Here is a 13396-nt window from a genome sequence, read left to right as displayed (position 1 = left end):
ATTAAAAAATAAACTAAATCACTGGAAAGGATTGAATATGAGTGACCTAATAGAAGGCTATTTAGGTAAAACCGTTGAGGGGAAAAAAAGTAGATTACCTGCTAAACTTGATTATCTACAAAGTGTTACAGGTGGATTCTTAGCCCTGTTTATGTGGGCACATATGTTATTAGTGTCTTCAATATTAATTTCTAACGACTTCATGTATGCAGTTACTAAGCTTTTTGAAGCAAGTTTTATTATTGATGGAGGAAGCCCAATACTTGTAAGTATTACAGCTTTTGTTATCTTTGTAATCTTTATTACACATGCAGGATTAGGGATGAGAAAACTACCTGGTAACTTCAAACAGTTCCAAGTAATGAGAGCTCATTCTAAAAGTATGGATCATGATGATACAAAGCTTTGGTTTACACAAGCAGGAACAGGTTTTACTATGTTCTTCTTAGGTTCTGTTCACTTATATATCATAATGACACATTCAGATGCAATTGGTCCATATGCAAGTGCTGATAGAGTTTGGTCTGAATGGATGTGGCCATTATATATTCTTTTATTAATTGCTGTTGAATTACATGGAACAATTGGTTTATATAGACTATGTGTTAAATGGGGATGGTTTGATGGAGAAAATCCAAAAGCTACTAGAAAAGCACTTAAAAAAATCAAATGGGCACTTACTGTATTCTTTTTAACTTTAGGTTTCTTATCATTAGCAGCTTATATGAAAATAGGTATGGATCACGCTAATAATGTTGGTGAAAGATATGTTCCTACAGCACAAATTATGGAATACAAAATTACAAATAAAACTCTTGGAGGAATCGCATAATGAAAATTAATTACTGTGATGCATTAGTTATTGGTGGAGGACTTGCAGGTTTAAGAGCTGCAGTTGCTGCACAAAAAAAGGGATTAAATACTGTCGTATTATCACTAGTTCCTGTTAAAAGATCTCATAGTGCTGCTGCACAAGGTGGTATGCAAGCATCTTTAGGTAACTCTAAAATGTCTGATGGAGATAATGAAGATCTACACTTTGCTGATACTGTAAAAGGTTCAGATTGGGGATGTGATCAAATCGTTGCAAGAATGTTCGTACATACTGCGCCAAAAGCTATTAGAGAATTAGCTGGTTGGGGTGTTCCTTGGACTAGAGTTAGAGAAGGTTCAAGAGAAGCAGTTATTAATGCTAAAAAAACAACAATTACTGAAGATGCTGACAGACATGGTTTAATTATGTCAAGAGATTTTGGTGGTACTAAAAAATGGAGAACATGTTATACAGCTGATGCAACTGGACATACTATGTTATTTGGTGTTGCTAATGAAGCGTTAAAACATGATGTTGATATTAGAGATAGAAAAGAAGCTTTATCATTAATCCATGAAGATGGTAGATGTTACGGTGCAATTGTAAGAGATTTAATTTCTGGTGAATTAGAAGCTTATGTTGCAAAAGGTACATGTATTGCAACTGGTGGATATGGAAGAATATTTAAACAAACTACAAATGCTGTAATTTGTGAAGGTATTGGTGCTGCAATTGCCTTAGAAACTGGAATTGCTACTTTAGGAAATATGGAAGCTGTTCAATTCCATCCAACTCCAATTGTACCATCAGGTATTTTATTAACTGAAGGTTGTAGAGGTGATGGTGGAATCTTAAGAGATGTTGATGGTCATAGATTTATGCCAGATTACGAACCTGAGAAAAAAGAATTAGCATCAAGAGATGTTGTTTCAAGAAGAATGATTGAGCATATTAGAAATGGTAAAGGTGTTCCTTCTCCATACGGTGATCACATTTGGTTAGATATTTCTATTTTAGGTCGAGAACATATTGAAAAGAACTTAAGAGATGTTCAAGAAATTTGTCAAATCTTTAATGGTATTGATCCAGCTGATGAAGGTAAAAAAGGATGGGCCCCTGTATTACCTATGCAACATTACTCAATGGGTGGAATTAGAACAAAACCAACTGGTGAATCTCAAACTTTAAATGGTTTATTTGCTTGTGGTGAAGCTTGTTGTTGGGATATGCACGGATTTAATAGACTTGGAGGAAACTCTGTTTCTGAAACAGTTGTTGCAGGTATGATTATTGGTAACTATTTTGCTGATTATTGTATAGATAATGATATTGCAATTCAAACTACTACTGTTCAAAAAGAATTAGATAAACAAAATGATTACATTACTGAAATTTTAGCTTATGAAGGTACTGAAGATATTTTCAGAATCAAAAACAGAATGCAAAATTTAATGGATCAAAAAGTTGGTATTTTTAGAGATGGACCTCACTTAGTTGAAGCTGTTGATGAATTAGAAGAACTACTTAAAAAAACTAAACATATTAATGTTAAGTCAAAAGAAAGAGTTGGAAATCCAGAGCTTGAAGAAGCATACAGAGTTCCAAGAATGCTTAAAGTTGCATTATGTGTTGCAAAAGGTGCTAGAGATAGAACTGAATCAAGAGGTGCTCACTATAGAGAAGATTACCTTAAAAGAGATGATGCAAACTGGTTAAAAAGAACAATTACATCTTGGCCAGATGCAAATGCTACTTTACCTACAATTACATATGAAGATTTAGATATTATGACTATGGAAATGCCTCCAGCATTTAGAGGTTATGGAGCTAAGGGTATGATTATTGAAAATGAATTATCAGAAAAAAGACAAGCACAAGTTGATGAAACAACTGAAAAAATGCAAGCAGAAGGTAAAGATAGACATGAAATTCAAGATGCTTTAATGTCATTTGATTTACCAATGAACTACAGAGAAAAAAATGAAAGAGCAGGAGATTTATAATGGCTATTGAAAAAGGTAGAGATATAACAATATCAGTTTTAAAATTCAATCCAAGATCTAAGGTTTCAAAACCTCATTTCGTGGATTACCATTTAGAAGAAACTCCAGGGATGACTTTATTCATTGCTTTAATGAAAATTAGAGAAGAATATGATCCAGATTTATCATTTGACTTTGTATGTCGTGCAGGAATTTGTGGTTCTTGTGGAATGGTAGTAAATGGTAAACCTGCACTTGCTTGTAGAACACTAATTGCAAACTACCCTACTGGGGTTTTACAATTAATGCCTATGCCAGCATTTGAACTTATCAAAGATTTATCTGTTAATACAGGTAAATGGATGGATGCAATGTCTAAAAGAGTTCAATCTTGGATTGTTGATAATGGTGAAGAAAAAGATATTACTAAACTTGAAGAAAGAATTGATCCAGATGTAGCTGATCAAACTTTTGAATTAGATAGATGTATCGAATGTGGTATTTGTGTTGCTTCTTGTGGTACAAAACTTATGAGACCAGATTTTGTTGGTGCTGTTGGACTTAACAGAGTTGCAAGATTTGAAGTTGATCCTCATGATAAAAGAACAGCTGAAGACTTCTATGAATTAATTGGTGATGATGATGGAATCTTTGGTTGTATGACTTTACTAGCGTGTGAAGATCATTGTCCAAAACACTTACCATTACAAAATAAAATTGCTTACTTACGAAGAAAGTTAGTAGCATTAAGATAGTTACAAAAGGGTTTTCCCTTTTGTAAAATCATTCAAGTAGAAAAAGTTAAGTATCAGATTATGGTATTTAACTTTTTGTATTTTAGGGAGATATAATGAGCTTAGCTAATGATTATTTTTTACTTTACCATGGTATAACATTTGAACAAACTTTAGATGCTGAAACAATTAAAACTGAAATAGATGAAGAATTCTTTTCTATTTATGCTTTAATTATAAGTGCAACAAGAAAAGATTATGAGAAATATTTACCATTAAACTCTTTTATAATTTTATGTGAGAAACTTAGTGTTAAAGCACCAACTAACATAAGTGAATTAAATCATTTACAACATACTATAGTAGAAACTATTATAAATAATAAATCGAAAAAAAATATTGATATATTACATGAATCTTTTAACTACTTAAAAAAAGAATCTATTTTAAATTATGAAAATTACGCAAAATTAATTTCTTTATTTGAATACCAAGAATTAGATATTATTGAAGAAGCAAGTTCAGAAGAAAATATCTCTAGTTTAGAAAATAATAAATCTTCATTTAAAGAATTAAAATCTATTTTAGAAAATATTATAAATGAATTAAAAATTCAAACATCAAATGAAAAAACTGTAGATGATTTAGATGAAGTAAATAAATATTTAAATACTCAAAAGTTTTCTATTGGAATTACTGGTGTTATGAATGCTGGTAAATCTACAATGCTAAATGCTTTAATGGGAAAAGAAATTTTAGGAAGTGCTGTTGTCCCTGAAACTGCAAACCTCACAATTGTAAAACATAATCCTACAGAAAGTGCAAAAGTATTTTATTGGAATCAAGATGAATGGAATAGAATAGAAAAATCTGCACTTCAATTAGAATCAATGAGAGATTATGTAAATGAAACAAAAAAGATTTTTGGTGATGAATTAAGTTCATATATAAAAAAAGAATCAAGATTTGATGAAGTAGATATAAAAGATTTATCTTCATATACATCAGCTGAAGCTGAAGGTAAAAAATGTAATCTAGTTAAATATGTTGAATTAGGTTCAAACCTTGATTTTTTAAATGATGGAATAGAAATTGTAGATACACCAGGATTAGATGACCCAGTTATTCAAAGAGAAGAAATTACAAAAGAATATATATCTGCATGTGATATGATGTTACACTTGATGAATGTATCTCAAAGTGCAACACTTAAAGATATTGAGTTTATAATTGATGCACTTTTATATCAAAATATTTCAAAACTACTAATAGTAATTACAAGAGCTGATACTGTTTCAAAAGAACAATTAGAAGAAGTAATTGAATATACAAAGACTTCAATTAAAAGACAACTAAAAGCACAAAATAAAGATTCAAAACTTGATTATATTTTAAAAACTATTAAGTTTATTCCAATTTCAGGGAAAATGGCACTTCTACATAGAACAGGAAGAGAAAAAGAAGCTCTTGATGCAGGATTTACGATAGAAGATACAGGAATATTAGAGATTGAAGAATATTTAAATGAAACACTATTTGGTTCTTCTTCACAAAAAGGTGAATTAATTATTCAATCAGGGAAATCTCAACTTCTTAAAACAATTGAAAAAGAAAGTCGTTCTTTAAATTATGAATTAAAACTTTTATCAAAATCAAAAGAAGAACTTAATAATGAACTTGAGGAATTTAATAAGAAAAAAGCTGTAAATAGTAGAATGTTTACAGCAATGAGTGAAGATATAACATATTATAAAAATGATGCTAATAATTATATAGAATCACTAGAATCATTTTTAGAAAGTGAACTTATTGACCTTCAAGTTGTTATAAAACAAAGAGTAATATCTGATGTTAGATATTCATTTGAAAAAACTAAAAAAAGACCTGAAAATTCTAGAATTAAAGTTATTGTAGAAACTGCAATAAAAGATGGTATTATTGATGTTATTAGAGATTACAGATATAAATTCATAAAAAAATCACAAACTATTGGTGAACAATGTGAGCAAAAATATCATGATTTTGGATTTTCAATTGGACATAAAAATGACAATTTTGATGCAAGAGGATTTTTCCAAGATGATTTTAAAGCAGGTTTCTTAACATCTAGTAATGAAGTACTTATCTCTCAGATAGTAAATGCAGTATCAATTTCAAAGGTAAATAAGTTAACTCAATTAGATATAGAAATTGAATCTTATATAAAAAATGAGTTTACAAGTATTGAACAAGATATAAAATCAAAAGCAAAAAAAGTATCTAAACTACTAATTGAATCATTTTTTCAGACACTTAATGCTCCTTTAAAAACGGTTGAGCAAAAAATGATTAATGATGAAAAAATAATTCAAAATCAAATTGCTTCATTTGAAAATAATGATAAAAATCGAGCTAAATTATCTATTGATATACACAAAAAAATAAAAAAACTAGATTCGATAAATAATAATATTAAAGGACTTAACTAATGAGTGCAAATATTAAAATATTAGAAAGTTTTATTAAAGAATATAATGAAACATATGCAACAAAAGAGGTGGTTTATGAAAATACCCTAATTGGAAGTATCAAAAAAATTCAAGATAAATTACTTGATGAAAAATTTGCACCTTCGACTCAATTAAAAAATATTTTTAAAAAACAAATAATAAGAGCAAGATATCCAATGGAAGTTGCAATTACAGGTCAATTTTCAGCAGGAAAATCAACATTCTTAAATGCACTACTTTCTAGAAATATTCTTCCAACAGGAATTACACCTGTTACTTCAAAAGTAAATTTTATTAATTATGGAGAAGAGTATAAATTAAAAATAACATATCATTCAGGTGCACAAGAATATGCACCAATTGAAGCAATTTCTGATTTTACTGATCAAAGACATGAGGAAATGAAAGATATAAAATATCTTACTCTTTATGCTCCAATGGAAATATTAAAAGAAATATCATTTGTAGATACTCCAGGGCTTAATTCACAATCTCAAGGTGATACAGATACAACAAGAAGTGTTTTAAGAAATGTAGGTGGTATTATTTGGCTTACACTTATAGATAATGCAGGAAAATTATCTGAAGCAGAAGTACTAGAAGAGTATATGGAAAACTTCAAAGAGAAATCACTTTGTGTGTTAAATCAAAAAGATAAATTTACACCAGAACAAATCGAAACAACAACAAAATATGTATCTAATAAGTTTAGTAAATATTTTGCACAAGTTACACCTATTTCTGCAAAAATGGCTCTTGATTCAAGACAATTACAAAAAACTGTTCTTATTGAAAATTCTGTTGATACTATTTTAAAAGAGTTTAAACAAGACTTGAGTAAAAATCTTGATGATGATTCACTTGAGTTCTTTAAAGATAAATTCCATAATTTCCAAAAAAATATAAAAGAAATTAAACAAAAAGATGTTTCTTCAAATATGAAACTATTAAAAGAATCAAATATTCAAGATGTTTTAGATTTTATAGAAAATACAATTAGACCACAAGCTGAAGAATCAAAAGAGTATGCAATTAAAAAAGATTTAAAAGGTGTTTGTGATATTTTAGAAAAAGAGTATCAAACTATAATTGGTGTTTATGATGCACTTGATGAAGTATTAAAAAATTGTGAAGGACATGTAATTGAGTCATTTAATTCTATTCATAAAAAATATTCTCAAGAACTATTTACTATATATAACTCACTTGAAGCAATTATGGAAAAAATTGCAAATGAAACATATAAAAATATAAGAAGAAAAAAAGCTTATAGATTTGAAGAATCAAAAGGTTCATTTCTTTCAGGAGATAAAATCCAAAAATTTGAATATCAAACATATTGGATTGATTCTGATAATGTCTATAAAAATCTATTTTATGATGACCAAAAAATTGATAAAATGTTTAAAAGATCAATAAAAATGCTTAAAAATATTGAGTTAAATACTGTTGAAGCATTTAGAGTTGTTTATCGAGATATTCATACTGAAGTTGAGAAATGGCAAGAGCCTTATGAACTTATAAAAAAACACAGAGAAATTTCTTCAGATACAGAATTTTCAAATACAAGACACTTTGCAGCAAAAGTTTATGAAAATGTATTAAGAACTTTTTATCGAGCTATTTTGGAAAATATTTCTGCATTAAGAAAAAAGTTTGCATATTTTAATGGTGCATTATCTTATTCATATATTCAAACAACTCAAGCAACAATTTCACATTTTGAACAACAAATATTTGAATCTGAAGAGTTGTTTAAAAAAGAACCAACACGATTTGCAATACAACATCCAAGAGAAGATGAAATTTTAACTAAGCTAAAAGCTAATTTTGGTTTTGAAAAAATAGAAGATTTTTTAACTTCTAAAAGAAATTATTTATTTAAAATTACAAAATATTCAAAAGAACAATATTTAGAATTAAATAAAGATAGAATTAATTTTGTAAATTCTAAGAAATCTGAATATATTGAAAAAATAGAAGATATACGAAGAATTAAAGAGGAAATTTAATTCTTTAAAAATAAACATAGGTTATCAAATTGAAAATTCTTTTGTATTTAACTCTTTTTTTATTATTAAACTTGAATGCTGAAGAATCAAAACTTGATTTAAAATTCTTTGGAACTTTAGGTGCTGTATATAATGATAATAGTGCTTATATATTTAGAAAAGACCCTTTTGAGAAAAATGGTTCTTCAAATAATTTAGATTTTTTTACAGATAGTATTTTAGGTCTTCAAGCAAGTTATAATTTTACTCATGATTTATCTTTAATTACACAAGGTATTGTAAAACAAGATTATTATGGAGATAAAAAAGCCTCAATTGATTGGGGATATTTAAAATATGATTCAAATGAAAATTTTATAATTAAAATAGGAAGGATTAGAGCTCCCTACTACAAAAATTCTAATAACCAAAATATTGGTTATTCAAAACTAATGATAAGAGAACCTATAGAAGTTTATGGTCAATTCCCATTTACTGCATATGATGGAATCGAATTTATTTATTCTAATATACTAAGTAAATATTTTTACACAATTCAAGCAAATTATGGTCAAGCTAAATTTGATATTCCTATGTATTCTGTAGATGAAGTATTAAAAAATGAGATTAAAGAAATCAAAGGATTAAACTTCACTTTTGGTAATGATATTATTGAAGCAAGAGCCACATATATGGAAGGATTATCAACAAGTAATAATAAATCAATAGATAAACTATTTTCAACGCTTAATGTAGATTTAGTAAATAAATATGCACTAAAAAATAAGAAATCTCAATATTTTGGTTTAGGTTTTTTTGTAGATTATAAAAACATTATTTTCTCAACTGAGTATGGGAAAAGAAAAATTAATGCTTACTATGCAAACTTGCATGGCTTCTATACGACGTTAGGATATAGAATTCTTTCTTTTACACCATACATCTCATATGCAAAAATTAAAATGGATGATAGCACTTCTATAAATACAGGTTCTATTTATTTAAATGAACTAATCAAAATACAAAATGTTAGCCAAAGTTCAAATACAGTTGGATTTAAATATCATATCAATGAAAACTTAGATTTTAAAATTGAATATAAAAGAATTAAACCAGAGGGACAATATGGAGGCTTTTATATAAGTGATTCATATCCAAATTCAACTCTAAATGTTTATTCTTTTGTATTAGACTTTGTATTTTAAGAGTGTTAAGATGAGATTACTTACCCTTTTATTATTCATTTTTATATCTTTTGTTCGAGCAGATATTGTTATTGTTACAAATAAAAAATCTGATATAAATCATTTATCAAAAGATGCTGTAAAATATTTATATTTAGCAAAAGTAAATAAAATTAATAATATTAAAATTAAAGCTTTACTTTCAGAAAATAGAGGTTTACATATAAGGTTCATTAATAATATTATTGGAAAAGATATTCACCAATATACTAGTTATTGGGCAAGGTTAGTATTTACAGGAAGAGAAGCAATCCCAAGAAGACTAAATGATGAAGAAATAGATGAAGCACTAAGTCATATAAATACTATAATTTATATGGATAGAATCAATGTAAAAAAGAATTGGAAAATAGTTTATGAACAGTAAAAGTATTGATGCAGTTAATATTCTTATTAAATATTATAATTCATTGTCGATATTAAAAAAGTTTCTTATTCCATCAATAGTGGGATTTATCTTTTTCTTATTTTTTTATATTTATATCTTATCAAATACTACTTATATGAAAAAAACTATTCAAGATGTAAATACAAAATCAATACCTGTTTATAAAACTATTTTTGACAACGAATTTTTATTACAAAAAATCTCTTATGAGTTACATAGTGCTGTTGTAGCAAATGAAGTAGATTGGATTAATGATACAGAAGTTTATGCATATAATTTTAGAAAAAATCTTGAAGGAATTAAAAAAAGTACTGTAAAAAATGAATTAATGACTATAGAAGATGCATTTAATATTTATTATAAAGAAGCAACAACCCTATCAAAAGAATTAATTATGAGTCAAAATAATTATGATTATATTCATAGAAAAACAGTCTTAGTAGTTAATAAATATAATAAACTTTTACATCTTTTTAAAGAATTACGAGAAAAAGTTAAAAATGATATTAAAAATGATATTAATTCTATATATTCTACTTCTAGCAAGATTTTATTAGATAGTAGTTATGCTTTTATTTTATGGATTATTTTATCTTCATTGGCTTTATTTTACATCTACAAAGATATGAGTTCACGAATAAATCAAATAGTAAGCCAATCAGAAAACATTGCCTCAGGAAAGGCAAATTTTCATAAAAGATTATCCACTATTTCTTCTGATGAACTAGGACTCGTTGTTAATTCTATTAATATTTTTATTTCTAAACTAGAAAAAAACCATCATGAACTAGAAGATGCTAGAGATGACATACAACGTTTTATTGCTGATACTGTACATCAAATAAGAACACCTCTTTCAAGTATATTAATTAATGCTGAAATGATAAGAGATTTACAAACAGATGATTCATTAAGTGAATTTATTGATTCAATTGATGCTTCAATTAATATGTTATCAAATTCATATGAAGATTTATCCTATGTAACGTCTTATGATTCAATACAATATAATCCTAATATAATATCTCTAAGTGATTTACTATATAAAAGAATAGATTTCTTTAAGACTATTTGTAAAATGAATTTAAAAGAGATTAAATCAAATATTCATGAAAATATTGATTTATATATCAATATTGTTGAATGTGAAAGAATTATAGATAATAATATTTCAAATGCAATAAAATATGCTGATATAGAAAAACCTATTTCAATCAATTTATTTAAAACAAAAGAAACAAATAAAATTACGCTAGAATTTAAAAGTTTTGCAAAAGAGATTAAAAATAAAAACAAAATTTTTGAAAAGAATTATAGAGAAGAAGAATCAAAAAGAGGTCTAGGATTAGGATTAAACATTGTAAAAAATATATGTGATAAATATAATATTTTTTATATCGCAAGTTATAAGGATAATCAAAATATTTTTACCTATACTTTTGAAGAAATTAAAAGAAAGTGATCATCAATAAAATATGAAATATATAAATCAATATCCACAAAATATACAAGACAAAATACAAAATTTAATTGATAAAGGTAAATTAACTGAATATTTAAAAAATAAATACCCAAAAGAGAACAACTATAAAACAGATAAAGCTTTGTACTCTTATGTAATTGACTATAAAAATGAGTATTTTAAAAAATATCAAGTATCAAAAGTGATTTATGATGGAAAAATAAATGTAATAAACAATGCCCTAGGACTTCATACAATTATTTCAAGAGTTCAAGGAAATAAACTAAAATCCAAAAATGAAATACGAGTTGCATCTATTTTCAAAAATGCACCAGAAAAGTTTTTGGAAATGATTGTAGTTCATGAATTATCACATTTAAAAGAAAAAGAACATAATAAAGCTTTTTACAATTTATGTACTTTTATTCAAGATGATTATCATCAAATTGAATTTGATTTGAGAGTTTATTTATTGCATTTAGATTTATATGGAAAGCTTTACTAAGCTTTTCCATATAAATATTTTTTCTTTATTCTATACTCTATTTTTCTAATTCAACAACATTTAGATAATCTCTAAAAGAGTCTTGACCTAAATTATCAGCTTTATATGAAGAGATTAAATCTCCTACAAAATCAACAAGTTTTGAAGCTTCAACTTTTACACCACTTTTATGTGCAATTCTACTTCCTTTAACACCTTGAAGTTGTCCACCTAATAATACATCATAACCTTCAACTCTTTTTCCTTCTTCGTCTCTTACTTTAGTTCCTACAAAACCAATATCAGAAATTTGAGGGTGAGAACAAGCATTTCCACATCCAGAAATTGCAATCATTACAGTTTCATCAAAATCAGGATTTCTTTTTTCTAGTTCTACTACTACTTTTTTTGCATATTCTTTTGTTTCAGTAATACCAAATTTACAAAATTCTATTCCTGTACATGATTGTAATCTTGCTCTAAAAACAGATGGTTCATAAGGATAACCTAAATCACTAATTTCATTTGCTAAGTTTAAAGCATCTTCAGTTTTTACACCATAGATAATAAAGTTTTGAGTAGAAGTTAAAGCCATTCCACCTGCATTATATTTATTACAAATATCACTAATTACTTTGAAATCTTGACCATCAACTCTTCCTGAGTTTGTTGCAAATCCAATAAATGATTCACCTTCTTGTTTTGCTTTGTGAATTCCAAAATGATTTCTATTTTCTAAAGGAGTAATTTCTGGTTCTACTAAACCATCTTCTAATTTATAACCAATTACTTTTTCAATTTCATCAACAAATCTTTCTAATCCCCACTCATTTACTAAGTGACGAACTCTAGCTTTATTTCTATTATATCTATTTCCATTATCTCTAAAGATTTCAGCACATGCAATTGAAACATCTTTAACTTGTTCAGGTGTTACATATTTATTTGCTCTTAATGCAATTTGTTTTGATTTAGAAAGCCCACCTGCTAATGTTAAATCAAATAAAACTCTTCCATTTTCATCTTTGAAAGCTGTAAAAGCTACATCTTGAATTTCATGAGCGGCTGCGTGTCTTGAACAACCAGAAATTCCAATTTTATATTTTCTAGGGAAATTACAGAATCTATCACTATTTTGATCAAAATAAGTATCAACTTCTTTTGCTAATATACTTGCATCAATAATTTCATCAGCATCAATTCCTCCAACAGGTGAAGTCATAATAGGTCTTGGACCATCTCCTGATGCCATTCTTGAAGTTAAACCAACAGATTCTAAAAGTTCAAAAATTGCAGGTATATCTTTTATTTGTATATAGTGAAATTGAATATTTTGTCTATCTGTAATATCAACTAAACCTTGAGCATATTCAAGTCCAATTTTTGACATAACTTCTAATTGAGCTAAATTCATTTTAGTATCAACTAATTTGATTCTTTTCATAAAATATTTTTTATCTTCAGTTTCATTTGTATTAATATGTGGATACATACCATACCATTTTAATAAACCAATATAATCAGCACTTAAAGGTATTCCTTCTTGTGCTTCTTTATACATATCTTCAACAACTTTTAATGGGTTTCTTGAAGCTTTTAATTGCTCTAATGCTGATAGTTCTTTTTCTGCCATAAAGGACTCCTGTAATTTATATTTTGATTAAATATATTTAATTTTAAAAATTATATCATATTTTTTTGAATATACTATAAAAATAAACTTGATTATTTTACTATAGTTTTATAAGAACTTGTATATAGGGGCTTAGTTGATTAGTATTTTATTGACTAGTTTAGTATAGAATAAG

10 protein-coding genes are annotated in these 13396 nt (G+C 26.9%); 9 read left to right on the top strand and 1 reads right to left on the bottom strand.

The window, feature by feature from the left end; all coding sequences use genetic code 11:
• The first annotated feature begins 37 nt into the window (after positions 1-37).
• From D9T19_RS06190 to D9T19_RS06150, 9 genes are all read left to right on the top strand, one after another.
• Complete coding sequence (locus tag D9T19_RS06190; RefSeq protein WP_121627353.1) at positions 38-832, top strand: fumarate reductase cytochrome b subunit; 795 nt, start codon at positions 38-40, stop codon at positions 830-832.
• The gene (locus D9T19_RS06185) at positions 832-2817 is read left to right on the top strand and encodes a fumarate reductase flavoprotein subunit (RefSeq protein WP_121627352.1); all 1986 of its coding nucleotides are present in this window, start codon (positions 832-834) and stop codon (positions 2815-2817) included. The genes D9T19_RS06190 and D9T19_RS06185 overlap by 1 nt, the downstream gene beginning before the upstream one ends.
• On the top strand, positions 2817-3551 hold the full coding sequence (locus tag D9T19_RS06180; protein ID WP_121627351.1) for a fumarate reductase iron-sulfur subunit: 735 nt from the start codon (positions 2817-2819) through the stop codon (positions 3549-3551). The genes D9T19_RS06185 and D9T19_RS06180 overlap by 1 nt, the downstream gene beginning before the upstream one ends.
• Positions 3552-3646: 95 nt before the next feature.
• Entirely contained in the window at positions 3647-5998 is a 2352-nt protein-coding gene (locus D9T19_RS06175) for a dynamin family protein (protein ID WP_121627350.1), read from the top strand.
• Entirely contained in the window at positions 5998-8031 is a 2034-nt protein-coding gene (locus D9T19_RS06170) for a dynamin family protein (RefSeq protein WP_121627349.1), read from the top strand. The genes D9T19_RS06175 and D9T19_RS06170 overlap by 1 nt, the downstream gene beginning before the upstream one ends.
• Before the next feature lie 29 nt (positions 8032-8060).
• Positions 8061-9215 (top strand): hypothetical protein, encoded by a 1155-nt coding sequence (locus tag D9T19_RS06165; protein WP_121627348.1) that lies wholly within the window; start codon positions 8061-8063, stop codon positions 9213-9215.
• A gap of 10 nt (positions 9216-9225) precedes the next feature.
• Complete coding sequence (locus D9T19_RS06160) at positions 9226-9621, top strand: hypothetical protein (protein WP_121627347.1); 396 nt, start codon at positions 9226-9228, stop codon at positions 9619-9621.
• Positions 9611-11104 carry a sensor histidine kinase gene (locus D9T19_RS06155; protein WP_121627346.1) on the top strand — a complete coding sequence of 498 codons (1494 nt, stop codon included), beginning with the start codon at positions 9611-9613 and terminating at the stop codon, positions 11102-11104. The genes D9T19_RS06160 and D9T19_RS06155 overlap by 11 nt, the downstream gene beginning before the upstream one ends.
• Before the next feature lie 13 nt (positions 11105-11117).
• Positions 11118-11609, top strand: coding sequence for a YgjP-like metallopeptidase domain-containing protein (locus D9T19_RS06150; RefSeq protein WP_121627345.1), 492 nt, complete (start codon positions 11118-11120; stop codon positions 11607-11609).
• 37 nt (positions 11610-11646) lie between these two features.
• Here D9T19_RS06150 and D9T19_RS06145 read toward each other — a convergent pair whose 3' ends face one another.
• Positions 11647-13221 carry a nitrite/sulfite reductase gene (locus D9T19_RS06145; RefSeq protein WP_121627344.1) on the bottom strand — a complete coding sequence of 525 codons (1575 nt, stop codon included), beginning with the start codon at positions 13219-13221 and terminating at the stop codon, positions 11647-11649.
• Positions 13222-13396: the final 175 nt, after the last annotated feature.

Source organism: Poseidonibacter antarcticus (assembly GCF_003667345.1).
GTDB lineage: Bacteria > Campylobacterota > Campylobacteria > Campylobacterales > Arcobacteraceae > Poseidonibacter > Poseidonibacter antarcticus.
Note: the sequence above shows the minus strand (reverse complement) of the source record. Positions and strands in the feature narration are given on the sequence as shown.